Annotated in this window: 24 protein-coding genes and 1 tRNA gene; 11 read left to right on the top strand and 14 right to left on the bottom strand. The window is 73.7% G+C overall.

What is annotated here, in order from left to right:
• Positions 1-61 precede the first annotated feature (61 nt).
• Together BLW78_RS24330 and BLW78_RS24325 are read left to right on the top strand one after the other, a co-directional pair.
• Positions 62-331 (top strand): hypothetical protein, encoded by a 270-nt coding sequence (locus tag BLW78_RS24330; RefSeq protein WP_012318328.1) that lies wholly within the window; start codon positions 62-64, stop codon positions 329-331.
• A gap of 281 nt (positions 332-612) precedes the next feature.
• Positions 613-2,868, top strand: a complete 2,256-nt coding sequence (locus BLW78_RS24325) for a cyclic nucleotide-binding domain-containing protein (protein ID WP_091682596.1) — start codon at positions 613-615, stop codon at positions 2,866-2,868.
• 34 nt (positions 2,869-2,902) lie between these two features.
• Here the strand turns inward: BLW78_RS24325 and BLW78_RS24320 are convergent, their stop codons facing one another.
• Positions 2,903-3,298, bottom strand: coding sequence for a DUF3307 domain-containing protein (locus BLW78_RS24320; protein WP_091682595.1), 396 nt, complete (start codon positions 3,296-3,298; stop codon positions 2,903-2,905).
• Between the two features lie 344 nt (positions 3,299-3,642).
• On the opposite strand from BLW78_RS24320, the gene BLW78_RS24315 reads away from it, so the two are divergent.
• On the top strand, positions 3,643-4,305 hold the full coding sequence (locus tag BLW78_RS24315; RefSeq protein ID WP_244527042.1) for a sigma-70 family RNA polymerase sigma factor: 663 nt from the start codon (positions 3,643-3,645) through the stop codon (positions 4,303-4,305).
• A 113-nt stretch (positions 4,306-4,418) separates the two neighbouring features.
• Here BLW78_RS24315 and BLW78_RS24310 read toward each other — a convergent pair whose 3' ends face one another.
• Positions 4,419-5,480 carry a GNAT family N-acetyltransferase gene (locus BLW78_RS24310; protein WP_244527041.1) on the bottom strand — a complete coding sequence of 354 codons (1,062 nt, stop codon included), beginning with the start codon at positions 5,478-5,480 and terminating at the stop codon, positions 4,419-4,421.
• Positions 5,481-5,809: 329 nt separating this feature from the next.
• Between BLW78_RS24310 and BLW78_RS24305 the strand changes: the two genes are divergently transcribed.
• Positions 5,810-6,583, top strand: a complete 774-nt coding sequence (locus BLW78_RS24305) for a GNAT family N-acetyltransferase (RefSeq protein ID WP_091682592.1) — start codon at positions 5,810-5,812, stop codon at positions 6,581-6,583.
• An 11-nt stretch (positions 6,584-6,594) separates the two neighbouring features.
• On the opposite strand, the gene BLW78_RS24300 is transcribed toward BLW78_RS24305, so the two are convergent.
• Together BLW78_RS24300 and BLW78_RS24295 are read right to left on the bottom strand one after the other, a co-directional pair.
• Positions 6,595-6,912, bottom strand: coding sequence for a hypothetical protein (locus BLW78_RS24300; RefSeq protein WP_091682591.1), 318 nt, complete (start codon positions 6,910-6,912; stop codon positions 6,595-6,597).
• The gene (locus tag BLW78_RS24295) at positions 6,909-7,637 is read right to left on the bottom strand and encodes an SGNH/GDSL hydrolase family protein (RefSeq protein WP_091682589.1); all 729 of its coding nucleotides are present in this window, start codon (positions 7,635-7,637) and stop codon (positions 6,909-6,911) included. Before BLW78_RS24295 ends, BLW78_RS24300 begins: the two co-directional genes overlap by 4 nt.
• A gap of 354 nt (positions 7,638-7,991) precedes the next feature.
• On the opposite strand from BLW78_RS24295, the gene BLW78_RS24290 reads away from it, so the two are divergent.
• Positions 7,992-8,768: a 3-hydroxyacyl-CoA dehydrogenase gene (locus BLW78_RS24290; protein ID WP_091682588.1), complete on the top strand. Its 777-nt coding sequence runs from the start codon at positions 7,992-7,994 to the stop codon at positions 8,766-8,768.
• Between the two features lie 4 nt (positions 8,769-8,772).
• Here the strand turns inward: BLW78_RS24290 and BLW78_RS24285 are convergent, their stop codons facing one another.
• A complete protein-coding gene (locus BLW78_RS24285) occupies positions 8,773-9,021 on the bottom strand; it encodes a hypothetical protein (RefSeq protein ID WP_026605197.1) in 249 nt (82 codons plus the stop codon).
• 236 nt (positions 9,022-9,257) lie between these two features.
• On the opposite strand from BLW78_RS24285, the gene BLW78_RS24280 reads away from it, so the two are divergent.
• Both BLW78_RS24280 and BLW78_RS24275 read left to right on the top strand, forming a co-directional pair.
• A complete protein-coding gene (locus BLW78_RS24280; protein WP_091682586.1) occupies positions 9,258-9,827 on the top strand; it encodes a PepSY domain-containing protein in 570 nt (189 codons plus the stop codon).
• A 256-nt stretch (positions 9,828-10,083) separates the two neighbouring features.
• The gene (locus BLW78_RS24275; RefSeq protein WP_091682585.1) at positions 10,084-12,360 is read left to right on the top strand and encodes a xanthine dehydrogenase family protein molybdopterin-binding subunit; all 2,277 of its coding nucleotides are present in this window, start codon (positions 10,084-10,086) and stop codon (positions 12,358-12,360) included.
• Positions 12,361-12,519: 159 nt separating this feature from the next.
• Here BLW78_RS24275 and BLW78_RS24270 read toward each other — a convergent pair whose 3' ends face one another.
• The 6 genes from BLW78_RS24270 to BLW78_RS24245 form a co-directional block, all read right to left on the bottom strand.
• Positions 12,520-13,629: an aldo/keto reductase gene (locus tag BLW78_RS24270; RefSeq protein WP_091682583.1), complete on the bottom strand. Its 1,110-nt coding sequence runs from the start codon at positions 13,627-13,629 to the stop codon at positions 12,520-12,522.
• A gap of 55 nt (positions 13,630-13,684) precedes the next feature.
• Positions 13,685-14,365 (bottom strand): nickel pincer cofactor biosynthesis protein LarB, encoded by a 681-nt coding sequence (larB, locus tag BLW78_RS24265; RefSeq protein ID WP_091682582.1) that lies wholly within the window; start codon positions 14,363-14,365, stop codon positions 13,685-13,687.
• Complete coding sequence (locus tag BLW78_RS24260) at positions 14,362-15,180, bottom strand: ATP-dependent sacrificial sulfur transferase LarE (protein WP_091682580.1); 819 nt, start codon at positions 15,178-15,180, stop codon at positions 14,362-14,364. The genes larB and BLW78_RS24260 overlap by 4 nt, the downstream gene beginning before the upstream one ends.
• The gene (locus tag BLW78_RS24255) at positions 15,177-16,433 is read right to left on the bottom strand and encodes a nickel pincer cofactor biosynthesis protein LarC (protein WP_091682579.1); all 1,257 of its coding nucleotides are present in this window, start codon (positions 16,431-16,433) and stop codon (positions 15,177-15,179) included. Before BLW78_RS24255 ends, BLW78_RS24260 begins: the two co-directional genes overlap by 4 nt.
• Before the next feature lie 113 nt (positions 16,434-16,546).
• Positions 16,547-17,257, bottom strand: a complete 711-nt coding sequence (locus BLW78_RS24250; protein WP_042672072.1) for a Crp/Fnr family transcriptional regulator — start codon at positions 17,255-17,257, stop codon at positions 16,547-16,549.
• Positions 17,258-17,609: 352 nt separating this feature from the next.
• The gene (locus BLW78_RS24245; RefSeq protein WP_091682577.1) at positions 17,610-18,794 is read right to left on the bottom strand and encodes a YihY/virulence factor BrkB family protein; all 1,185 of its coding nucleotides are present in this window, start codon (positions 18,792-18,794) and stop codon (positions 17,610-17,612) included.
• A 184-nt stretch (positions 18,795-18,978) separates the two neighbouring features.
• Here BLW78_RS24245 and BLW78_RS24240 point away from each other — a divergent pair, with 184 nt between their 5' ends.
• Together BLW78_RS24240 and BLW78_RS24235 are read left to right on the top strand one after the other, a co-directional pair.
• Complete coding sequence (locus tag BLW78_RS24240) at positions 18,979-19,983, top strand: SDR family oxidoreductase (RefSeq protein WP_091682576.1); 1,005 nt, start codon at positions 18,979-18,981, stop codon at positions 19,981-19,983.
• Positions 19,984-20,089: 106 nt separating this feature from the next.
• Positions 20,090-20,851: a sigma-70 family RNA polymerase sigma factor gene (locus tag BLW78_RS24235; RefSeq protein ID WP_020094805.1), complete on the top strand. Its 762-nt coding sequence runs from the start codon at positions 20,090-20,092 to the stop codon at positions 20,849-20,851.
• A 236-nt stretch (positions 20,852-21,087) separates the two neighbouring features.
• Here BLW78_RS24235 and BLW78_RS24230 read toward each other — a convergent pair whose 3' ends face one another.
• The 3 genes from BLW78_RS24230 to BLW78_RS24220 all read right to left on the bottom strand — a co-directional run bounded on the left by BLW78_RS24230 (position 21,088) and on the right by BLW78_RS24220 (position 22,412).
• Positions 21,088-21,468 (bottom strand): hypothetical protein, encoded by a 381-nt coding sequence (locus BLW78_RS24230; protein ID WP_244527040.1) that lies wholly within the window; start codon positions 21,466-21,468, stop codon positions 21,088-21,090.
• The gene (locus BLW78_RS24225) at positions 21,461-21,787 is read right to left on the bottom strand and encodes a hypothetical protein (protein ID WP_020094807.1); all 327 of its coding nucleotides are present in this window, start codon (positions 21,785-21,787) and stop codon (positions 21,461-21,463) included. Before BLW78_RS24225 ends, BLW78_RS24230 begins: the two co-directional genes overlap by 8 nt.
• A gap of 67 nt (positions 21,788-21,854) precedes the next feature.
• Positions 21,855-22,412 carry a metallophosphoesterase gene (locus BLW78_RS24220; RefSeq protein WP_091682574.1) on the bottom strand — a complete coding sequence of 186 codons (558 nt, stop codon included), beginning with the start codon at positions 22,410-22,412 and terminating at the stop codon, positions 21,855-21,857.
• A 141-nt stretch (positions 22,413-22,553) separates the two neighbouring features.
• On the opposite strand from BLW78_RS24220, the gene BLW78_RS24215 reads away from it, so the two are divergent.
• Both BLW78_RS24215 and BLW78_RS24210 read left to right on the top strand, forming a co-directional pair.
• A complete protein-coding gene (locus tag BLW78_RS24215) occupies positions 22,554-23,243 on the top strand; it encodes a DNA glycosylase family protein (RefSeq protein ID WP_091682572.1) in 690 nt (229 codons plus the stop codon).
• A 37-nt stretch (positions 23,244-23,280) separates the two neighbouring features.
• Positions 23,281-23,356 (top strand) — tRNA-Ile (locus BLW78_RS24210).
• Positions 23,357-23,999: the final 643 nt, after the last annotated feature.

The following is a 23,999-nucleotide window of genomic DNA, read 5'->3' as shown; positions in this document are numbered from 1 at the left end:
CATCCGCACCGCCCATCGCCGCGCGACCCGCTCGCGCGGCCTGGACGAGCGTAGGATTTCGATGACTTCGACCAAGACGGCCCTCCTGGCCATCGGTCTGTGCCTCGGCCCCGCCGCGGCCTTCGCGGAGCAATCCCCGGCCCGGGAAGCCCTCAAGCAGTACTGCACCGGCGACTACATGGATTTCTGCAGCGCCTACGCACCGGGTGGCCCGGAGGTCGAGGCCTGCTTCAAGGCCAACCTCAAGAAGCTCTCCCCGAACTGCTCGGCGGCGATCACCGCCTACAAGAAGGAGCAGCGGGCGACCAAGCGCGTCAGCGAGGCGCGCTGAGGGCCGAACGCCCGTCGCGGCGGCCGCGACCCGGGAGCCCCCGACGGCGCGGCGGATCGGCCGATCCGCCGCGCGTTCCACCGCGGCGATCCCACAATGCTGCCGCGCGGAAGCGGCCTGCACGATAATTTAAGCCGGCGCCTGCCATCGGTTGAGAACTGGCGTGGCCAAGGTCAGGTCCTGCGATTCGGCGACGATCCGTGCGCGTGATCGCACGGGATCTGCCCCGGGATCTGCGATCTCCGCGCCCATCGGGATTTCGAGACGCGGGTACCGTGCCGATGACGACAACCGACCTGACGTCCGCCGGGACCGCATCCCCGGCCGGCGGCCGCGCGGCGATCCTGCGCGGGGCCCGCATCGGGGCGGCGGCGGCCGTCACCGTGATGGTGCTGCTCCTCGACCTCATCAGCTACTCCCAACTCATCTTCTCGGGGCCGCTGGCGGAGAGCCGCGCGGCCGGCCTATCGGCGCTGCTCGCGGCCTACGTGCTGGGCAGCCTCGTCTTCATCGCGCTGCGCCGCACCGCGCGGATCTCGCTGTCCTTCATCGGCGCGGCCGCGATCGTGCAGGCGGCAATCGCCGCGGCGGTCGCCGGGCAGCTCGAGGCCGCGGGCGTCACCGATCCGGAGACGGTCGGCCAGCTCGTGCTCGTCGCCTGCGGCGTCTCGACCTTCGCTACCGGCGTGATCTTCGCGCTGCTCGGCACCCTGCGGGCCTCCCTGCTGGTGCAGCTCCTGCCCTACCCGGTGCTCGCCGGCTTCCTCGGCGGCGTCGGCCTGCTGTTCCTGCGCAGCGGCGTGCAGATCGGCGGCCATGTCGACGACCCGCTCGCGGCCCTGCTCCACGCCGTCGATCCGGCGAACCTCGATCCGGGCCGGATCGATGCCGGGGCGCTCGCGCGCATCGCCCTGACCCTCGTGATCGGGTTCTGCGCCTTCTACCTCCCCCGGATCGTCCGGCACTGGGGGACCTACCCGACGGTGATCCTGTCGAGCCTCGCGGTGGTCCATCTCGGGCTGGCCTGGACGGGCACCAGCGTCGCCGCCGGGCAGGCATCGGGATGGCTGATCGAGCCGCTGCCGACGGGCACGCTGCTGCGGCCGCCCGCCATCGGCAGCCTGACGGCCTTCGATCCGCACCTGCTCCTGCCGATCTGGCCCAAGATCGCCACCCTGGTCGTCGTGGCGGTGATCATCCAGATCCTCTACGTGGTGAGCGTCGAGCTGGAGATCCGGCGCGACCTCGACATCGACCGGATGTTCGTCGCCTCGGGCGCCACCAACCTGGTCGGCAGCGTGTTCGGCAGCTCCGCGATGGGCTTCGGCCGGACCTCGACGCTGCTGCTGCACAACATCGGCGGCGGCCACTGGCTCGGCTGGTGGCTGACCCTCACGGTCATGGCGGCGCTCCTCATCGTCGGCGCGAGCCCCCTGGCGCTGCTGCCCCGCCCGCTGGCCGGCGGCGCCCTGATCGCCATCGGCATCGGGCTCCTGTTCAACCTCGGCGTCGCCAGCCGGACCCTGCCGGGCTGGGAGATCGCCATCGCGCTGGTCGTGTGCACCGCCACCGCGTATTTCGGGGCCACCACGGGCTTCCTCGTCGGCGTCCTGCTGGCGATCCTGATCTTCGGGGTCCAGTACGGGCAGATCGGCGCGATTCGCCGGTCGCTCTCCGGGGCGGACCGGCGCAGCAGCGTGATCCGCGGCCCCGACGCCGCCGCGCGGCTCGAGGCGGCCGGCGACCGGACCCGGATCTACACCCTGCAGGGCTACCTGTTCTTCCTCAACGCGCAGGCGATCTTCCGCCGGGCCGCCGCGGAGGCCGGGGATCTGCGCGTGCTGATCCTGGATTTCCGCGAGACCGTGGGACTCGACAGCTCGGCGCTGATCGCGTTCCGCAAGGTCGGCCAGCTCGCCGAGCAGCGGCGCTTCGAGGTGCTGCTGGTCCACGTGGATCCGATCGCGCGCCTGCTGATCACCCGCAGCGGCCTCACCGCCGACCCGCGTGTCCGGATCCTCGACACGCTGGACGAGGCCCTGCGCGCCGCCGAGGCGACGCTCCTGGCGGAGGCCGGCGGCGCCGGCCCGGGGGAAGTCGCCGTCTTCGCCCGGCACATGGCCGACCGGCTCGGCAGCACGTTCGGCCCGGACGACTTCGCGCCCTACCTGACGGTCCGCGAGCTCGCGGCGGGCGCCGCGCTGATGCGCCAGGGGGAGGCGGCCGATGCCCTCTACTTCCTGGAGCAGGGCCTCGTCTCCATCGAGATGGAGGTCCCCGGCCGCGGCAACCTGCGCCTGCGCACCACCACGGCCGGCACCGTGATCGGCGAGATCGCGCTGGTCCAGGGCGGGCGGCGCACCGCCACCGCCGTCGCCGAGAGCCCCTGCCGGGTGGTCGTCATCGACCGCGCCGCCCTCGCGCGGATGGAGCGGGAGCGCCCGGACCTCGCGCTCGCCTTCCAGCGCTTCCTGATCCTGGAACTGGCCGGCAAGGTCTCCGACACGAACCGGCTGCTCGAGGCCGAGATGCAGTGAGGCGCCCGGCGGCGCCCGCTCTCCCGGTCAGGGGTCAGGCCGCCGCCAGCACCACGGCGAGCCCGAGATGGGTGACTTGGTGCAGGAACTGGTCGATGCCGATCAGCCACCAGAACCGGGCGTCCGTGGCCGGCAGGCGGGTCCGCTGGCCGACCAGCACCTTGCCGCGATCGATCCCCGTGTGGATCGCGAAATCGACGAGCGCCAGCCACCACAGGGCCGGCTTCACCGCCAGCGCGATCGCCAGCGTGCCGAGACCGTGCAGGCCGGTATGGGCGCAGAGGGGGGCGAGCCAGGCGGACGACCGCTGCTTGCCCTGCGCCATCCAGTTAGTCTGAAGGAAGAAGTCCGCCGCGAGGTGCTTCACGGCGAACGCCAGGACCAGCAGCGCGAAGGCACCCACCGGGACGAGCGTATCGACGGACGGCATCGCGGCCCTGGCTCTCCTGCCGCGATCCTGCGGGGACAGGTTCGGCGGCGCGCACCGCGCCCCGAATCGAGGAAGCGCCAGCATACACGCGCCGACGGACCCTGGCGCGAGCGGAAATCCGGCGCGGCCGCCGGCCCGATCCCGGGCGTGGCACCGCAGGATTCGGGATCCGGAATGACTTCCCGCCCTGCTGCCGGGCGCTCCACCAGATGTTTCCTCTATTCCCTCAGGCATCCGGCAATCTGTCGAGTTTTAATAATTCCAATCCACGAAGATAGACGTTGTTACACAGAACAGCCGCGTGTTACGCGTCCCACCCGCACGCGCCGTGCCGATGGGAGCTTGTGAGCGGGACAGTGGCGACCTGGAACTGCGACGCCGGTCCCTCCGGCCACGGGATCGCCGCGGTCCCGCCGGGCCGGCCCGGCCGCCCTCCGCCCGGCGGATCATGGAACCTCGCGGCGTTCGAGCGCCATCGCGCCGCCTATCTGGCGCGGGCGCGCCGCATCCTCGGCTGCCCGGCCCAGGCGGAGGACGTGGTCCAGGACGTGCTGCTCCGGCTGATCGCCGATCCGCCCCCGGCCCAGACCGCGATCCAGGCCGCCTATGTCGGGCGGATGGTGCGCAACCTCGCCCTGGACCGGGCGCGGCGGCAGGGTCTCGAGCGGCGCCTGTTCACCGGCCTCGACGCCGCGCCGGACCCGGCCGATCCCGGCACCGGCACCCCCGAGGCGGCCGCGGCGTCGCGGGAATCCCTGCGGCAGGTGGAGGCCGCGGTGGCCGAGCTGCCGGAGCCGGTGCGCACGGCCTTCCAGCTCCACCGGGTCGAGGGCGTGCCGCAGATCGAGATCGCGGCCCGGCTCGGGGTCTCGCGCGCGCTGGTGTGCGGCCTCGTGCGCCGCGGCCACCTGCACTGCCTCGCGGCCCTCGACCGGCGCTGCGCCGCCTGCCCGGCGCGCGCCGAGGCCCCAGGCCGGCAGCGGCGCCGGACCGCGCCCGTCAACTAGGACCTCAGCCGCGGCCCGGCGCAGGCGATCATCAGCCCGCCGGCGACGGACCCGTGGGCGGGGGCGGGGGCGGGGGCGTCACCGGACGCGCACCCCTGTTCGCAGAGGGCGGTCTAGGCGGGCACCGCGGGAGGCCGCGGCGCGGCGTCGGCGGCGGCCGCCCCCGGCACCCAGAGCCGGTCGCGCACGAAGTGCTCGCGCGACAGCGCGACCAGGGCCGCGCGCTTGTGGGGGAAGTCGACGGTCGCGATCGTCGCGAAGCCGGAGCCGTGGAGGTTCCGGATCTGCTGGGCGTGATCGGCCCGCGGCTCGCCGACGACGCGCTGCGTGCGCGGCTCGTCGAGGAACAGGTAGTGCATCAGCGACGGCAGCCAGGCCGAGAGCGCGGGCCGCCCGCGCACGGACGCGTCGCCGATCGCGACGTGCCAGCCGCGGTCGTAGGGGCCGGCCTCGTAGAGCGGCCCGAGGCGGCTCTCCCGCGCCCAGTACAGCTCGAAATAGCCGAACGGCCTGCCGTCGAGGCAGCCGAGCAGCGGCAGGGTCGCGGGGTCGGCCTGGAGCCCGGCGATGTAGGCGGCGTGCGCCTCCAGGGTACCGGTCTCCTGCCAGATCGCGGCGATGCGGGGGTCGTTCATCCAGGTCGAGAACAGGGCGACGTCGCCGGGCTCCGTCATCGTGCGGAAGCTCAGACGCCGATCGAGCCACGGGATCGCCCGCGCGTAGACCGTGCCGGCGGGCGTCCGGGGCCGCAGCGGGTGGCGGCGGCCGGCCGTGGCGGTGAACAGCTCGGGGAAGGGCGGCCGGGCCCGCGGGAGCCAGCGGGCGGCGCATTGCCAGAGGAGCCCCGGCAGGATCTCGACCCCGTCGCCGTCACCGAGGGCCCGGGCCGCGCCGAGGTCGAGCAGCCGCCCGGACGTCGCCGGATCGGCCGCGACGACGATGCGCAGGACCTGCATGTCCTGGGCGGTCAGCGCCTCGGCGCGCGCCAGGATCGCCTCCGCGGCCGCCGCCGGCGCGACCGGCTCGGCGAGGCGGATCACCGGCACTTCGCGGGTCCCCTCCAGGGTGAGGGACACCGGCGCGGCGTCCCGCGCGGTTTCACGCCCCCCGTCATCGCGCGGCTTCGGGGGATGCGCCCCCGCGTCGCGCATCCGCTGGCTCGAAGCGTCCGTCATCCGTCCTCCGCGCGTCGCCGGCACCTCCGCGTCGCCGGCACCTCCCTGACGGATGGGCCCGTCCGGCGTTCAGAGGTTTCGTGCGGGCGCCATCCGCCGGCACCGGGTGCGACAGCATGAACGGCGCCCCGCCTCAACCGTCACTCCGTCGAAGCCCGAGCGGCGCAGGAGCGAGCGGATGGACAGGCACGGCCAGGAGGCGGGCGCGGACACGGCTGCGGAGGGGGGTCAGGGCACGGCCGGGGACACGGCCGGGGACGCAGCCAGGGACACCGCCGAGGCCCGGGCGCCGTCCCCCGCGCGAGCCTCCGCTCGGACGGCCGCCTGACATGCAGGCGCCCGAACCGACCTTCGAGACCCTGCGCGACGCCCATGTGGCCGCGCTCACCGGCTCCCTGATCGACGGCGTCGAGCACGGCCCCGGGGGCGCCGGCTACGTCTGGTCGCGCAGCATCCCGGACCCGACCGTGAACTTCGCCTTCGGCGTGCACCGTCCCGACCAGTTCGCCTGGGCGGGCGCGGCCGCCCTCGGGCGAGCCCGGGCGCCGGCCTTCCTGGCCCGGGACGACGGCGAGATCGCGCTGCTGCGCGCCCTGTTCGAGCCCGCGATCCTCTACCCGGCGCGCTGGATGGTGGCGCGGGAGCTTCCGGCGCCGGCCCCGGCCGGCAGCGCCGTCACCGTGCAGGCGACGCCCGCGCCGGGGCCGGATTTCGAGCGGGTCTTCGCCCACCTGTCCGACGCGCCGGGCGTGCGGACGCATCTGCGCCGCTACTACATCCCGGCGCTGCGCGCGGCCCGGGGCCGGCACGGCCTCGTGACCCTGCACCTCGTCCTGCGCGACGCCGCCGGCCCGGCGGCGTGCGCCAGCCTCTACCTGCGCGGCGAGACGGCGGGCCTGTACAATGTCAGCACGCGGGCCGACCGGCAGCGCCGCGGCCTCGGCACCGCCGTGACGGTCGCGGCCCTGCGCGAGGCGCGGGCGCGGGGAGCCGCGCAGGTCTTCCTGCAATGTCCGGCCGACGGCAGGACCGAGGCCCTCTACGCGCGGGCAGGCTTCCGGACGGCCTGCGCGCCGACCCTGCTGTGCACGACCCCGCCCTGATCCGGATCCGCTCAGAACGGCTCCGCGCCGTACCCGTCGGGCGTGAGGCCGAGGACGAACCCGATCTCCGCCTCCGCGTCGCGCAGGACGAGCGCGCTGGCCGGGCCGGTCACGACCTTGCCCCGTCCCTCGATCCGGGCGCCGTAGCGACCGCGGGGTTCGAGGGCGGCCAGCGCCGCGAGGGCACGGCGCACCGCCCGCGGGTGGCGGACGCCGTTCTCGTCGCGCCAGGCCGCCTCCTCGCCGGGCCAGACCCGCTGGGGCAGGTGCTGCACGCCGGCGCGCGCGGGCGGCCGCAGGGCCGCGGCGAGGCGCGCGCGGAGCCTCATGGCCGGCCGATCCAGGCGGCGCGCAGGATCCGTAGGGGCGCGGCCGGCACGGGCCTCCGGACGGGCGCGAGCGGGAGCGCATCGAGCACCACCGCGCTGGCGAGCGCCGCGGCCAGGGGCGCGTAGTCGGCCAGATGCACGCCGTCCCGATGGAGGCCCGGACCGGCGAGGCCGCCGGTGCCGGATCGCCACGGCGCGAACGGGTCGAAGAAGGTGCGGCCCCCCGCGGCGCAGAGTGCCGCGAGGCGATCCGAGAAGACCGCGACGGCGGCGGGATCGCGCCCGGTCGCCCCGGCACCGATCGGCGGGATCGCGGCGACGAAGACCTTCGCGGTCCAGGCCTCCAGGCGGCGCAGGATGTCCCGGACATCGGCCTCGAACCGGTCGACCACCCGGGCCCGCTCGGGATGGCGCCAGCGCTGGATGTCGTTGGTGCCGATGATCAGCACCGCGGCCGCGCAGCGGACCGGGACGCGCAGCGCCGCGAGCTGGCGGCCGCAATCGGCCGCGGTGCTGCCGCCGACCGCGACGTTGATGCAGGGCCGGCCGCCGAGATCCGGCACGCCGACGAGCTCCGCGTGGGAATTGCCGGCGAGCAGCACGCTGCCGGGCGCGGCCGCCCGGAGGGCCGCGCGGATGCCGGGACGCCGCTCGGCGAAGCGGTGCCCGACGATCCGCCCGTGCCGCCAGTGCCGGGCCGCATTCTCGATCCAGTGGGCGCCCATGGCTGTCCTGATCAGGCGTGAGGGAGCGGCCGCTCCCGGACGGCCGGGACCGGAGGATGACGGGCGCGGGCTGGTCCGCAGCCCGGATACAGGGGACGACAGGTCACATGCGGCCGAACGACTTGCCGCCGCGAGACGAATCACCGGATAAACTTCTCAGAAACACGCGTTAATATGATCCCGTACATCGGATCATCTTCACCACGTATATGTGGGAAAAATTCACACGTCAATCGCGGCGCGGGCGCGATGGGGCGCATGTGCCGGGCCGGACACCTTCCGGCGGCCGCGGCGCCGCGCTACCTCGGGACTCGCGGGGCGCCGTCGGCCGCCCGGGAGCGGCGGGGAGCCAGGATGGCGAGCGCGATGATCAGGGACCGGGTCTTCATCGTCACGGGCGCGGGCTCGGGCCTCGGGGAGGCGACGGCGCGGGGCCTCGCGGCGGCGGGGGCGCGGGTGGTCGTGGCCGACATCGCCCGGGAGGCCGGTGCCCGGGTGGCGGCGGACCTCGGGGCGCAGGCCCGCTTCGCCGAGACGGACGTCACCCGCGAGGCGGACGGCGCGGCGGCGGTCCGGACGGCGCTCGACGCGTTCGGGCACCTCCACGGGCTGGTGAACTGCGCCGGCATCGCGCCGGGGGAGAAGGTGGTCGGCCGCGACGGGCCGCACCGGCTCGAGACCTTCGCGCGGGCGGTCTCGGTCAACCTCGTGGGCACGTTCAACATGATCCGGCTGGCCGCCGACGCCATCGCCCGCGAGGCGCCGGACGCGGCCGGCGCCCGGGGCGTGATCGTGAACACCGCCTCGATCGCGGCCTTCGACGGCCAGATCGGGCAGGCCGCCTACGCGGCCTCGAAGGGCGGGGTGGTATCCATGACTCTGCCGATCGCCCGGGAGCTCGCCCGGCACGGCATCCGGGTGGTCACCATCGCGCCCGGCATCTTCGAGACCCCGATGATGGCGGGCCTGCCCCAGGACGTGCAGGACACGCTCGGCCAAAGCGTGCCGTTTCCGCCGCGCCTCGGCCGCCCGTCGGAATACGCGGACCTCGTCCGCCACATCTGCGAGAACCCGATGCTGAACGGCGAGACGATCCGGCTCGACGGGGCGCTGCGGATGCCGCCGCGCTGACGGCTCAGCCGATCGACACGCTGGTCAGCACCTCGGCGGCGCGGCGGACCTCGGCGGCGATCATCTCCTCGCTCGGGCCGTCGATCGGCAGGTCCGACAGGATCGCCGCCACGTCGCGCTTCACGTCCTCGCGGATCTCCGGGTTTTCCTCGGAGAGCCGCCCGATCAAGACGCCGAGCACGATCTCCAGGGCGGACAGCTTGGCGTGCAGGCGGGTGAACTCGTCCAGCGGCTCGGGCTCGTGCGCGGTCATGGCCTGCTCCATCCGGGGGACGTCCGCCGTCCCCGAGAGGCGCGCCGGATCGCCCGCGTGTCATACAGGGGCGCCGGCCGTCCGTCTCGCCGGGCGTCGACCCCGCGTAGCCCCAGGCGCCGACCCGGCCCCGCCCGGGCGACGGGACCCGAATTTTTTCCCGATCGCGGGCAACCGGATTTCCGGACCCGACGTTTCACGCATCCGTGAACGAACCCGCGAAGGGACACACCGCCATGATCACCCGTCTCACCGCCGCAGTCGGCCTCCTGGCCCTCTCCACCGGCCTCGCCTTGGCCCAGACGCCCACCGCGACGCCCGCCGAGCCGGCCACGAAAGCCGACAGCAACATGAAGGAGTGGCAGGTCGCCAAGGTCGCCAAGGTCAGCCTCGCCCAGGCGCTGGCCACCGCCGAGTCGCAGGGCGACGAGAAGGGCGGCCGCGCCATCGACGCCGACTTCGAGAAGGCCGGCAGCAAGGATCCGGCCCACTACGCGATCAAGGTCGTCTACCCGAGCGGCAAGCTCGTCGAGTACGGGATCAACGCCGATACCGGCGCCCTCTACAAGACCGAGAACCAGCCGTTCGAGCGCTACTTCACCCGGCTGAAGGCCTCCGACTTCCAGAACGCCAAGACCTCGCTGAAGGACGCGCTGGCCATCGCCGAGCAGAAGGCCGGCGGCGGCAAGGCCTACGAGGCCGAGGTCGAGAAGGACGGCTCCTCGGTCCAGTACGAGATCAAGGTCGCCGGCGCCGACAAGGAGCAGGAGGTCAAGGTCGGACCGGACGGCAAGGTCCTGAACTGAGGCCCTGAACAGAGGTCCCGGGCTGCGGCAGTGAAGGCTGCCGCAGCCCGCACCGATCTCGCGAGCGCAGCCAAGCGATCCAGGCGGCGCCGCGCTGATCCAGGGCGCGCTGCCCTGGGTCGCGTCGCCGCGCTCGCGAGGACGACCGGGTCGGTTGCTGCATCCTGTCGCTCCACCGTCCGGGGAGCCGTCGAGCCCTCACGGCGCTTCCTCCCTTTGCGATGCGGCCCGAGCGGCCGCGAACGGGGAGGGCGGCATGGACGCCGGCGCGCAGGACACCGACGGCCGTCTCGGCCGGCCCCACACCCGGGTCGAGGGACCCGACAAGGTCACCGGCCGGGCGCTCTACAGCTCCGACCTCACCGGCTCGGACCGGGACACGGCTCACGCGGCCCTGGTGACCAGCACCATCGCCCGGGGCCGCATCACCGGGTTCGACCTCGCGGCGGCCGAGCGGGTGCCGGGACTCCTCCGGATCTTCACCCACCGGGACTTCGCGGGCGCGGTGGCGCCGGTGAAGCACCTGATGGCCGGCGGGTACGCCAACAGCTCGCACCGTCCGCTCGATTCCGACGCCGTCGCCTATGCCGGCCAGATCGTGGCCCTCGTGGTCGCCGAGACCCTGGGCGCCGCCGAGGCGGCGGCCGGTGCGGTGAAGGTCGCCTATGCGGAGGAGCCCGCCGCCGGCGGCTTCGACGCCACCGGCGCCGAGACGGTGCGCCTCGCCGACCTGAAGGCTCAGCACGAGGATATCGCCCGGGGCGACGCCGAGGCGGGTCTCCGGGACGCGGCCCTCCGCGTCGAGGCGCGCTACGCGACGCCGGTCCAGCACCACAACCCGATCGAGCTGTTCACCACCCGGGCCGCCTGGGACGGCGAAAGGCTCACCGTCCACGAGCCAACCCGCTACGTCGGCGCCGTGCAGCACGGGCTCGCGGCGCAGCTCGGGCTCGATCCCGCGCAGGTGCGGGTGGTGGCGGGGCTGATCGGCGGCCATTTCGGCTCGAAATTCGCCCTGTCGCAGCACACGGCCCTGGTCGCCCTGGCGGCCAAGCGCCTCGGCCGGCCGGTCTCGCTGGTGCCCAGCCGGCGACAGTGCTTCACCATCGCCAATTATCGGCCGGAATCGCGCCACCGCATCCGACTCGGCGCCGACCGGACGGGCCGGTTCACCGCCCTGGTCCACGAGGCCGAGACCGTGACGTCGCGCTTCGATCCCTTCGTCATGGAGGGCGCGGAGGTGACGGCGAGCCTCTACGCCTGCCCGAACATCCGCACCGAGGAGCGGGCCGTGCGGGTCGATCGCAACACGCCGGGGCCGATGCGGGCGCCCCCGGAGGTGCCGTTCCTGTTCGCCCTGGAGAGCGCCGTCGACGAGATGGCGGTGGCCCTCGGCATGGACCCGATCGCGCTGCGCCGCCTCAACGACACGGCGGTCGATCCGGTCTCCGGAAAACCGTTCTCGACCCGGCCGCTGATGGCCTGCTTCGACGCCGGCGCGAAGGCCTTCGGCTGGTCGCGCCGGGTGCCGCGCCCGGGCGCGATGCGCGACGGGCCCTGGCGGGTGGGTCTCGGCTGCGCGACTTCGGTGCGGCCCACCAAGATCGCGGCCGCGACCCTGCGGGTCCGGCTCGGCCCGGACGGCGCCGCGGAGGTCGCCTGCGCGCACCACGAGATCGGCAACGGCATCACCACGCTGCTGGCGATGGGCGCGGCGGACGGTCTCGGCGTGCCGGTGGAGCGGGTCACCGTCCGGCTCGGCGACACCGACCTGCCGGCGGCGGGGATCTCGGGCGGGTCGAGCACGACCACCAGCCTGATGAGCGCCCTGGCGCTCGGCTGCCGCCAGATCCGCGAGAGCCTGGCGCAGGCCGCGACCGGGCAGGGCGGGCGCCTCGCCGGCCGCGATCCGGGCAGCCTGCGCCTCGCGGGCGACCGGCTCGCGGCGCCGGACGGGGCCGGGATCGCGCTCGGCGAGGCCGTCGGCCCGGAAGGCGTCGAGACGGTCGCGGAGTTCGTGCCCGAGGGCGGCGACCGGGAGAAGGCGCTCGCGGGCCTGCGGCAGGGCCATATCGGGCTCGCCCTCGGTGGGGGCGGGAAGGCCGTCTCCTGGGGCTTCGGCGCGCAGTTCGCCGAGGTCCACGTCCACGCCGAGACCGGGGAAATCCGCGTCGCCCGGCTCACCGGCGCCTTCGCGGCGGGGCGGATCCTCAACCCGCTGACCGCGCGGAGCCAGCTCACGGGCGGGATGATCTGGGGCCTCGGCTCGGCGCTGCTCGAAGAGACGGTGGTGGACGGCGCCGCCTACCGCAACCCGGATCTCGCCGAGTACCTCGTCCCCACGGCGGCCGACGCGCCGGAGGTGGAGGCGCTGCTGGTGCCCGATCCCGACGATCAGGTCGATGCGCTGGGCCTGAAGGGCCTGGGCGAGCTCGGGATCATCGGGGTGAACGCGGCCATCGCCAACGCAATCCACCACGCCACCGGCCGCCGGATCCGCAGCCTGCCGATCCGGCTGGAGGACGTGGCGTGAGGGGCTGACTCTCCTCCCCCTTGCGGGGAGGAGTTTGGGGATCGCAGATCCCGCGTGGGGGTGGGGCCGGAAAGGGCTCGGCGGTTCCTTCTGAACCACCCCCACCCCTAACCCCTCCCCGCAAGGGGGAGGGGAATATCGGACGCGCTTGCCCGCCGCCTACTCCATCGTCGGCGCGAGCTTCTTCACGCTTGCCACGTCCTCGCCGAGCCACGCCGCGTTCTTGGCGGTGCCGTCGAAGGTCGCGCTCGTCTTGAACAGCTCGTACTTGCCCTCCAGCGCGTAGGGCTTCGAGCGCGACAGCAGCTCGGCCACCGTAGTCCTGTCCATCGGCTTGAAGGTCTTCACCGCCTCGAAGGCTTGGTCGAGGTCGCGCTGGTTCTGGATGCCGGTGATCACCACCGAGACCGGCAGGTTCAGCGAGAAGTGCAGGTACTCGAGCGGCTTGATCGGCGCGTCCGCCTTCAGGATCACCCCGTCGCCGAAGGTCTTCATGGCGAGCGGCGCGATGCCGTTCTGCACGAGGTAGGGCAGGACGAGGTGGCTGAACGAGCGGAAATGCGCGTCCATCACGTTGATCGGCATCTGCACGGCATCGAAGTGGAAGCCGCGCTCGGCGGCGACCTCCAGCATCTGCAGGTGGATGCGCGGGTCCTTGTGGCCGGTGAAGCCGATGTAGCGCAGCTTGCCCTGCTTCTTCGCCTCCAGGAAGCCATCCATGGCGCCGCCCTCGGCGAAGACCCGGTCCGGGTCGTCGTAGCGCAGGATCTCGTGGTGCTGGACGAGGTCGATCCGGTCCGTGCGCAGGCGCAGGAGCGACTGGTCGATCTGCTTGAGCGCCTCCTCCTTGGTCCGCCCGTCCATCTTGGACATCAGGAAGACCTTGTCGCGGTAGCCGCCCTGGGCCAGGGCCGCGCCCATGCGCAGCTCGGAGCGCCCCTCGTTGTAGTCCCAGCAATTGTCCATGAAGGTGATGCCGCGGTCGATCCCGGCATGGATCAGCCGCGTCGCCTCGTCGTCCGTCACGGCGCTCTTGCCGAGATGGAACCCGCCCATGCCGATCGCCGAGATCTTTTCGGAGCTCTTCCCGAACGGGCGGTAGAGCATCTCGCCCCGGCGCTCGCCGGGATCGGTGACGAAGGGCAGGTCCGCGGGATCCTGCGGGCGGTTGCCGGGGAGGACGGGGGCGTTCACGGCCGCACCCGCGCTGCCGGCGCCAGCGAGGCCCGCGCCGAGCACGGCGCCCTGGAGGAAGCTGCGGCGTTCCATCGGCTGTCTCCGTTCGAGGATGTCCTGGTGAGGGGAGGTAATGCGTCGGGCCGCGTCATCGTTCGGTCCCCGTGGCGAGGCGTCCCGCCGCGTGGAGCAGGCGCAGGGCGGCGCAGGCGGCGCCGTATCCGTTGTCGATGTTGACCACCGTGATGCCCGGCGCGCAGCTCGCCAGCACGGCGTCGAGGGCGGCGCGCCCGCCCGCGGCGACACCGTAGCCCACGGAGGTCGGGACCGCGATCACCGCGCCGGCCACGAGGCCGCCGACGACGCTGGGCAAAGCCGCGTCCATGCCGGCGGCGACGATCACCACCGGGTGCGCCCGGATCTCCTCGATCCGCGACGTCAGCCGCCACAGGCCGGCGACGCCGACATCGGCGAAGAGCGAGGCCGCCCGTCCGGCATAGGCCAGCACCCGCAGCGCCTCGCGGGCGACGGGTACGTCCGAGGTGCCGGCCGCCACCACCGCGACCCGGGCCGGGCCGGCAACCCGCGGCGCCGCGCCGAACACGGCCGTGCGCGAGACCGGGCAGTAGTCGAGCCGCGCGACGTCCCGGAGCCGGTCGCGCTTCTCCGGGTCGAGGCGGGTGAGGAGCAGCGAGGCGCCGCGCGCCCGGGCGGCCTCCAGGATCGCGTCGATCTGCTCCGGGCTCTTGCCGGCGCAGAAGATCGCCTCCTCCAGCCCGATCCGCTCGGGCCGGGCGAAATCGAGGGTGAACTCTTCGGAGATGCTCACGCCCGGGCCTCCCGCGGCTCGACCAGGAAGGCGCTGCCGACCCGGTAGGGGGCGAAGCGGACCGGGCCGGCGAGACGGGCCGGCGCCATGTCCCGGATGCCCGCCCCGAGCGTCTCGCGACCCTCGGCGTCGAGGGCGGCGAGGCTCGCCGGATCGAGTTCCACCACCACGCCCTCGGCGCGGACCCGACAGCGGACGGCCCGTCCGACGCCGTCGGTCGCCAGCGCTCCGCCGACCAGCCGCTCGACCGCGTGAATGAAGGTCAGGGTCTCCGGCTCGATGGCGATGCCGGTCTCGACCCGGCTCGACAGGCAGGGCGCGGCCGGCAATTCCGCCACGGCCCCGAGGCCGAGGTCGCGGGCGAGCGCCCGGACCGACGCCTTGTCGAACCCGGCCTCTACGTAGGGGTGGCGCACGCCGTGCTCCCGGGCGGCGTCGAGGCCGGGGCGGTACTCGCCGAGGTCGTCGCGGTTCGCGCCCGACAGGATCTGGCGGTCGGTGACGCGCCGGACCGCGCCGTAGAGATTGGTCTTGCAGAAGAAGCAGCGGTTGACTGGGTTTGCCCGATAGGCCGGGTCGGCGAACTCGCCGGCCTCGATCACCCGTAAGGACCAGCCCTCGCGGGCGCCCTCGGCGCGCACGCGCGCGGTCGCTTCCTCCGGCACCGCCGGCGAGACCGCGTGGACCATGAGAGCCGCCCCCGGCGCCAGCCGGTGGGCGAGGGTAGCGAGCGTCAGGCTGTCGACCCCGCCGCTCACCGCCACCGCGACGGGGCCGAGCCGGGCGAGGACGGATTCCAGATGCTGGCGCGTCACCGCTCCTCCTGCTCCTGTTCCAGGGCGAGGCGCTCGGCCTCGCGGCGTAGGGCGGCCCGGGCCGCGTGGCCCGCTCGGTCACGGGCGTCGTCGGCCTCGGCCTTGGCGGTGCGCCCGCCCGGCCGCGCCACGATCTTCACGCGAACCGACCGGCCGTCGTGCTCGACCGTGCGGGCGGCGCGCGCGAGCACCGCGCCCTCCACGGGGTGGTAACGCAGGCCGATGGTCGTGGTCTCCCGGAAGCAGGCCGCGACCGCCGCCTCCAGGCTCTCCGGACGGACCAGGACCTGGATCCGGGCCATCATCCGGCCCTTCTTGCCGATGACCGGCATCTGCACGACGTCCACGATGCCGGGCTCGGCGCGCAGCCGGTCGAGGCCCGTGGCGAGATCCTCGCTGGACTGGTCGTCGACCTCGAAGGCGATCACCGCGAGATCCCGCCGGCCCGGGCGGGACGCGGCGCCGTCCTCCAGCACAAGGGCGCGCAGGCAGTTGCTCAGGCCCGGCAGGACCTTGGTGCCGAAGCCGATGCCGGTGCGCCCGAGGATCCCTCGGGGGCGACCGCGCCCGGGATCGTCGCCGCAGAGGTGGCGCAGGATCGCCGCGCCGGTGGGGGTGACGCGCTCGCCGGGGATCCCGTCGTCGAGGGTCGCGAAGCCCGCCAGCAGAAGCGTCGTGGCGGGGGCCGGGACGGGGAGGGGACCGTGCTGGGTCCGCACCCGGCCGGAGCCCAGCGGCAGGGCCGAGACGCTCCAGCTGCGCGCCTCCAGGGCGGCGATCAGGTGGGCGGCGGCGACGATGTCGGCGATCGAGTCGGCGGCGCCGACCTCGTGGAACGCCACCGCGTCGACCGCGATGCCGTGGACGCGGGCTTCCGCCGCGGCCAGATGCCCGAAGATGCCGAGCGCGTGCGCCCGCACCGAAGGCGCGAGATCCGCCGCCTCCAGCGCGGCGCGGATCTCCGACCAGGGACGGTGGCCGTGGTCGTGGGCATGATCGTGAGCATGCGGATGGTCGTGGTGCCCGGTATGCGCGTGCCGGTGCGGCGCGGGCTCCGACACGGGCGCCGACACGGTGAAGCGCGCGCCAGTGAGGATCCCATCGTTGTGCGCGCTGACCGCGCAGGCGATGCGCGCGTCGACCGCCCGGACGCTGGCGGACACGCCGGCCCGATGCTCGGGGAAGGCGTCCAGCAGGGCGGCGGCGAACATGTCGCCGGCGACGCCGCCGAGCGCGTCGAGGTGGATGTGCATCGTGTGTCGCGCGGGCGCCGGTGGCGGGTGACGGGTCCACCTCAGATCGGCCGCGGCCGCCCCGCGGCAAGGCGCACGCGGCCTCCGGTGCCGCGGCGTATCGCCCGCGCCGCTCAGGAGAGCTGCAGGTAGGCCGGATCGAACAGCCCGCGCTCTCGCAGTCCGTCGAGGTCGCGGATCGTCAGGCGGCGGCTGCGCAGGGCGACGAGGCCGCCGGTGCGCAGCTCCTTCAGGGTGCGGTTGATGTGCACGCTCGTCTGGCCGAGGGCGTCGGCGAGGTCGGGCTGGGTCACCGGCATCGGCAGCGTCGTCCCGTCCGCGAGGCCGACGCGCGTCAACCGCAGGTGCAGCTCGCAGAACAGGTGCGCCAGCCGCTCGATCGCCGAGCGCCGGCCGACGCTGGCGATCCACTCGCGGTGGATCGCCGTGGCGGCGAGCAGCTCCCGCCACAGGCACTCCTCGACGGCGGGCCGGCCGCGGACCGCGTCGCCGATCTGCTCCGGGGCGATCCGCGCGACGGTGACGGGCGTCAGCGCGCCGATGGCGTGGTCCATGCGTGCCCGGCGGAACACGAACGGGTCGCACAGGTCGCCCGGCAGGAGCAGCGCGACGATCGCCCGCCGGCCGTCCGGGAACTGCTTGTACCGGCAGGCCCAGCCGTCGAGGATCAGGTGCGTGTGGTACGGGTCGCTCTGCTGCCCTTCGATATCCTGCCGGGCCGCGACGTGGCGGACATGCAGGCGCCCCAACCCGTCGAGGATCGCGCGGTCCTCGGGCGCGAGCCGGACATGCCGCTCCATCTTCCGTACGAACGGGTTGTCCACGTCCGCCTCCGGTCAGATCACCGGGGCGCCGGCGTGCCGGCGGCCAGGCAGGCGCCGGGGAGGTCGCCGAAGCGGGGGGCCATGGGGGATCGGGCGACGTCGCGCCCATCCGAAGCGTCCCGAACGACGGCGCCGCCATGGGTATCGGTCAAATAATGAGGCACGGATATTTCTATCGGCAGGGGGCCAAACCGTCGCCCGAACATCGAAGTCCGGATCTTCTTGATCGGCTTGTGCCTGCAGCAGAAAAACGCGCGCCAACCTGTGTTAAGTCGGCGTTCTCGCCGGCGACGCGCTCCGCGAGCCCCCCTCGCTCAGGAGGCCGTGCCCCGGGTGAGGGCCGGGCGCCGCGCTACTCCGCGGCGGCGCCCACCGTATCGGCCATGCGCGCCCGGCGCGTGCCCAGGGGCTGCGGTTCGCCGACGGTCGTGTCCTCGGCGGTCTGATGCTCCATCTCGGCGTTCACCTGGGCGCCGGCCAGCACGATCATGGTCGAGAGCCAGATCCAGGTCATGAAGCCGATCGCCGCGCCGAGCGAGCCGTAGGTCTTGTTGTAGCTGCCGAAATGGCCGACGTACCAGGAGAACAGCAGCGACGCGACGATCCACAACACGGCCGCGAGGGCGCCCCCGGGCGTGACCCAGCGCCAGCGCGGCGCGTCCCGGCTCGGCCCGTAGCGGTAGAGCAGGGCGAGGCCGAGCAGCACCGCCAGGAACAGGACCGGCCAGCGCAGCAGCGCCAGCCACCACGCGTCCGCGCCGAGCCCGACGAATTCCAGCACCACCGGCACCACCACCACCGCGGCCAGCGCCAGGAGGAGGAACAGGAGCGCCCCCGCCGTGAAGGCGAGGGAGACGAGATTGAGGACGAGGAAGTTGCGCTTCTCGCGCTCGTTGTAGACGAGGTTGAGGGCGTCGAAGACGTGCTTCACGCCGCCATTGGCGCTCCACACGGACAGGGCGATGCTGATGAGCAGGCTGAACCCGAGTGTGGTGTTGCCCTGCTCGTTCAGCCGCTTCACTTGGTCGCCGACGATCTCCAGAGCGCCCTGGGGCAGGATGCCCTGGAGGCTGGCGAGCTGGTCGTTGATGGTCGAGGCGTCGGCCACGAGGCCGTAGCAGGAGACCAGGGCCGCCACCGCCGGGAAGATCGCCAGGAGCGTGAAGAAGGTGACGCCGGCCGCGATCAGCGACAGGCGGTTCTCGCCGATGTCGTGATAGGCGCGCAGCGCGATGTCCTTCCAGCCCTTGGCGGGGATCTCGGTCGGCGTCGAGGCCAGCCGCCCGCGATCGGCCTCGGCCCGGGCCACGGCGTGGGCCTCCCGTCCCGCATGCGCGGGCGACGTCCGGCGCGCCCCGTCCCGGTCGGCGGACCGGCCGGGCGCACGGTCGACCGAGGCACCGACCGCGCCGCGCGCCGACCGGCGGGGAAGGGCGACGAGGCCGATCAGCGCGGTGGCGAGGGCGAGGGTCCAGACCGTCGAGGCGCCTCCCTCGGGCGCGGCGGCCCTGGCGGGGGCTGGATCGGGGGCAGGCATCGGCGACCTCGGCAGGGTTCGGGCAGACGGGGGCGGGCCTTCGGGGCCGCGCGTCGCGGCGGCCATTCGGACGCGCCCGGGACGGCGCGTCCGAATGGCCGCAGCTGCGAGGGGGAACGCCGCGGCGCGAGGAAGGGTTCGCCGTGCAGTTGCAACTCGACGACACACGACGCGGAGAACCGGCATGGCACGCCTGGACGGCGGGACGGTGGTCATCACCGGGGCCTCGAGCGGCATCGGCCGGGCGGCGGCCGAGGCCTTCGCGGCGCGGGGCGCCCGGGTGGTGCTGGCGGCGCGGCGGGCCGACGTAATTGATGGAATCGCCCGCGACCTGCGCGCGTCGGGCGCCGAGGCCGTCGCGGTCCCCACCGACGTCACAGAGCCCGAGGCGGTGGACGCCCTGTCCCGGGCGGCACTCCGGGCCTTCGGCGGCATCGACGTCTGGATCAACAATGCCGGGGTGGGGGTGTTCGGCCCCCTGCTGGACGCTCCCCTGGACCTGCACCGGCAGACGATCGCGGTGAACCTGCTGGGCGCCGTGCACGGGGCCTACGCGGTGCTGCCGCATTTCCTCGACCGCGGCCGGGGGACGCTGATCAACACGGTCTCGATGGGCGGCTGGGCGCCGACGCCCTTCGCCGCCGCCTACACGGCCAGCAAGTTCGGCCTGCGCGGCTTCTCGGCGAGCCTGCGCCAGGAACTCGCCCGGCACCGCCGCATCCGCGTCTGCGCCGTATTTCCCGCCATCGTCGACACGCCGGGCCTGGAGCACGGCGCCAATGTCAGCGGCCGGCGGCTCAATCCCGGGCACCTGTACTACGCGCCCGAGGCCGTGGCGGAGACCTATCTCCGCCTCACGCGCCACCCGCGCGACGAGGTCGCGGTCGGCTGGCCGGCCCGCCTCGCGCAGGTCGGCTACGCGCTGGCTCCGTACCCGACCGAGCACCTGATGGGTGCCGGGTTCCGGTGGGCCCTCGACCGGGCCGAACCCGGGCCGCGCACGCACGGGGCCCTGCGCGCGCCGAAGCCGGAGGGCACGCGGGCCGACGGCGGCTGGCGCGCGCGCAAGGGCGTCCCCGATGCCGGAACCCTGAGTACGGCCCTCGGCACGGGGCTCGCCGCCGCAGGGGCCTGCGCGGCCGTCCTCGCCGGTCTCGCGGCGGCGCGGCGGTTCGGCGCCCGCGGCTGAGCCCTGTTCGGGACAGGCGTTAACCCATGTTGCGGCATGGGCGGCCGGGGCGCGCCACAACCGGTCCTCTGGGCTTGACCGGCCCGCCCGCCGACGACCGGACCGAATGCCCGACACCGAAGGCCCATCGCTCCTCGATCCCATCGCGGATGTCGCAGAGGAGGCCGGGGACGAGACCCGCTTCGGCCTGCCGGAGGCCGTGCGCGCCCATCTCGGCACGCTCCTCGGTCGCGCCTACGACCGGATCGACCTCGACTCGGACAGGGATGCGAATCCCTTCGCCGACCTGCTCGCGCGCCTGGAGACCGCCCTCGCGCAGGCCGAGGGCGAGCGCGACAGAACGTTCCGCGCGGGCCTGCTGCAGGTGGTGCCGGCGCTGCACCGGTTCGCGGTCTCGTTGACGCGCGACCCGGCCGCGGCGGACGATCTCGTGCAGGACACCCTGTTGCGCGGCTGGCGCGGCCGCGGCGGATTCACCCCCGGGACCAACCTGGAGGCGTGGCTGTTCACGATTCTCCGCAACGTCTTCTACAGCCAGCACCGCAAGCAGGGCCGCGAGGTCGCCGACACCGACGGCAGCTACGCCGACCGGCTGACCAGCATCCCCGAGCAGGGGGGCCATCTCGACCTGCAGGACGTGCGCGCGGCCCTGGATCGGCTCGCGCCGGTGATGCGGGAGGCGCTGGTCCTCGTGGCGATCGAGAACCTGAGCTACGAGGAGGCCGCCGTCGTCATGAACTGCCGGATCGGCACCGTGAAGAGCCGGGTCTGGCGCGCCCGCGAGCAACTCGCGCGCATGCTCGGCTACGGCGGCGACGAGATCGGCAGCGATGGGGTCATGCTCTCGGTGACCGGCACCTCGGCCTGATCGCGACGATTCTCACGATCGAATACGCCAATTCGACACTTCGACGGCCGTATTCGCAAGCAAATTGACTTAGGTGAAAGCGCCCGGGCCGCCGCCTGGGCGATATGGGGCGGGTTGGGTCGATCCGTCGACTCGGCCGGGCTCCCATCGGTGTGACACCCCCCCGATCCACCGATGGGAGCCTCTTCACCGGAAGCCGCAGCGGATGTGCGGGCCGGACACCCCCGCCCCCGATCTCAGGTCGAGCCGCCCCGATCCGCATCGAGCTGCTGCAGCAGCTCCGCCAGCCGGGGATCCAGCGCCTCGTCGATCACCGGATCATACATCGCCCGCATCTGGTGGCCGAGCCGCACGCGCGTCTGCGCGTCGAGGGTCGGGCCGCCCGCGATGGGGATCACCCGCAGGGCGGCGGGTGCCGCGCCGGGGGCGTAGCGCTCGGTCGGTCTCGGGGCGGCACGCCGGTGCTCGGGCCGCGGTTCAGGCCGGTGTTCGGGATAAGGCATGCCTCCTACATCGGCCCGCACCCCCGCCGCGGCAACCACCGGTCCGCCCGATGGCACGACCGGCGGCACGACCGGCGGCACGACCGGCGGCGTCTCGTCGTCCGCCTCAGGCATCGTCCTCCGGGGCGAAGACCTCGCCCTTCTCGGCCAGCACGGTGTTGGCCGCGTCGCGGGCCAGCTCGTCCCGCGCGGCCGCGGGATCGGGGCGGCCGAGGGCCCGCGCCAGGGCCCCGTCCCAGCCGGGCGCCGGCGCCTGGCCCTGCCCGGCGAGGATCGCGCCGGCCCGGCGGCAGACCCGGTCCCAGTCCGGCGCGCCGAGGGCGGCCCAGTCGGTCCCGAGGCCGAGTTCGGTGGCGGCTTCGGTGGCGGCCTGAGTCGCGGCCCGGGTCGCGGCGTCGGCCGGGCCCGGCGGCGGGGCGGGGATGTCGGTCATGGCGATGCGGCCTCCTGCCGGGCTGTCGATGCTCCGGCGCACGATATAGCGCGCCGGTCCCCGCCCATCAGCGCAGGCCGTGGGCCGCGAGTTCCTCCGGCACGCAAGCGGCCGCGTCCTGGCGCACCAGGATCGCGTCGAGGGTGACCGGGCGGTCGTCCCAGGCATCCACGCCGACATCGCAGGAGCGCGTGGTGTCGGCGAGCCAGCCGTGGCTGTGCCCGTAGAGGTGGCGCGTCTCCCGCCACAGGCCCGGCCAGGCCCGGTGCGCGTAGTGCGACAGGAACAGGCGGTGCGGCCGCCCGCGCGCGTCCGCGACGGAGAGGCGGGCGCTCTCCACCGGCGGCTCGGCCCAGGGCAGGTCCAGGACACGGTTCGAATCGTGGTTGCCCCGGACGAGGCGCTTGGTGCCGTTCAGCCGCGCGAAGATCGCCGCGCAATGCGCCCGGCTGGCATGGGCGGCGAAGTCCCCGAGGTGCCAGACGACGTCCTCCGGGCCGACCACGGCGTTCCAGCCGGCGACCAAGGCCTCGTCGTGAGCCTCGACGCTGCCGAACCGCGCACCGCGGTGGCGGAGGATGTGCGGGTCGCCGAAATGCGTGTCCGCGGTGAAGAAGATCGCCATGGTGTCGAGACCTGGGCCGCGGGCGCGTCCCGTCCAGGCCGGCCGGCGCGGGGCGCGCGGCCGCACCGCCGCTTCGGGCCCGCTTCCAGCCCGACTCGGGCCCGCTTCCGGGAAGCCGCACGGGCCGGTAAGGCTGCGGCGATGCTGGATCCCGCCATCTATGCCCATCTCCTGGACGCGGCGCGCGCACATCCGCCGCTGCGGGCCGCCCTGGAGCGGGCCGGTCCGATCCGGATCGAGCCCTCGGCGCATCCGTGCGTCGCCGACCGCCTGTTCGTCGAGGTGGTCAACCAGCAGCTCTCCGTCCGGGCGGCGGCGGCGGTCTGGGCCCGGATCGAGGCCGCGGCAGCGGCGGTGGGCGCGAGCCCGAGGGGCCTGTTCGAGGCCGGGGACGCGGCGCTGCTGCGGGCCTGCGGCATCTCGGGCAACAAGGTGCGGGCGCTCCAGGCGATCGTGGCGGCCGAGACGGCGGGCCTCCTCGGGCCAGGCCTCGCCGCCCTGCCGCATCCCGAGCGGTCGGCGATCCTGTGCGGCATCCGCGGCGTCGGCCCCTGGACGGCCGACATGGTCGGCATCTTCCACTTCCACGACCCGGACATCTGGCCCGCGGGCGACGTGGCGGCGGTGGGCTGCCTGCGCCGCCTCACCGCGCAGGCCGACACCGCCGCGGTGGCGGCCGCCTTCGCGCCGTACCGCTCGATCCTGGCCCGCTACCTGTGGCGGATCAAGGACACGGCGCCCGCACCGGCGGACCTACCGGCGGACCTGCCGACCCGGACGGAACCGGCGCCCTGGGCCCGGCGCCCCCGCGGCACGGCGAAATCCGGGTGACGGCCGGCCGGAGATCGGCTATCCGTCGGCGCCTCCCGGGCCCGTAGCTCAATGGTTAGAGCCGGCCGCTCATAACGGTCTGGTTGCAGGTTCGAGTCCTGCCGGGCCCACCACCAATTAGCTAAGGCGCTGCAAACGCTTAAAGATCGTCGACCATCTCGCTTGCAATCGGGCCGGGATGCATCACAAATTGCCTAACATGGGCGACGACGTTCCTGAGGGTCGCCCAGATCTTGATCCGGCCGGAAGGTGAGCTTCCAAGTCTCATTGGGCGGCTTGCAAGGCCGTTTCCAGGGCCATTCCTGGGCCGTTGGCCACCCCAGGGCGGTCTGAGGACCGCTCTCGTTGTAGTGCCGCCGCCTCGTCTCGATCTTGTTCCTCATGTCGGCCAGCGACAGGGACGCAGTTCGCGTTCAGGCACTCGTCGCGTCGGCGGCCGTCTTGTGTGGATGGCTCCCGCATTGCAAGTGGCGAATTGAGCTTCTGACGCGTTGGTCGGGTGCAGTCTTGTGTCCGGCCTGTTGATGCAGTCGTTCATGTTGACTGCTGGCCCTGATGGTATCCGTGAGCTGGGTCCCACTCTGCTTTGCGGGCTATGACGCCCTGGACAGCCGGCGGGGTGTCCCGGCTCCCGGTCTGACCGGTTCGCCATCAACTCTCATCGTCCTCGCAACCTGGAAACGTCTCCTCTACGTGCTGTCAGGCGGCCGTGGCCGCCGGTGCGCGGTAGGTGCCGCCGCGGGTCATGATCGCCCA

It is taken from the genome of Methylobacterium sp. 275MFSha3.1, assembly GCF_900108435.1.
Lineage (GTDB): Bacteria > Pseudomonadota > Alphaproteobacteria > Rhizobiales > Beijerinckiaceae > Methylobacterium.
This window is presented reverse-complemented; position numbering and strand designations above follow the sequence as displayed.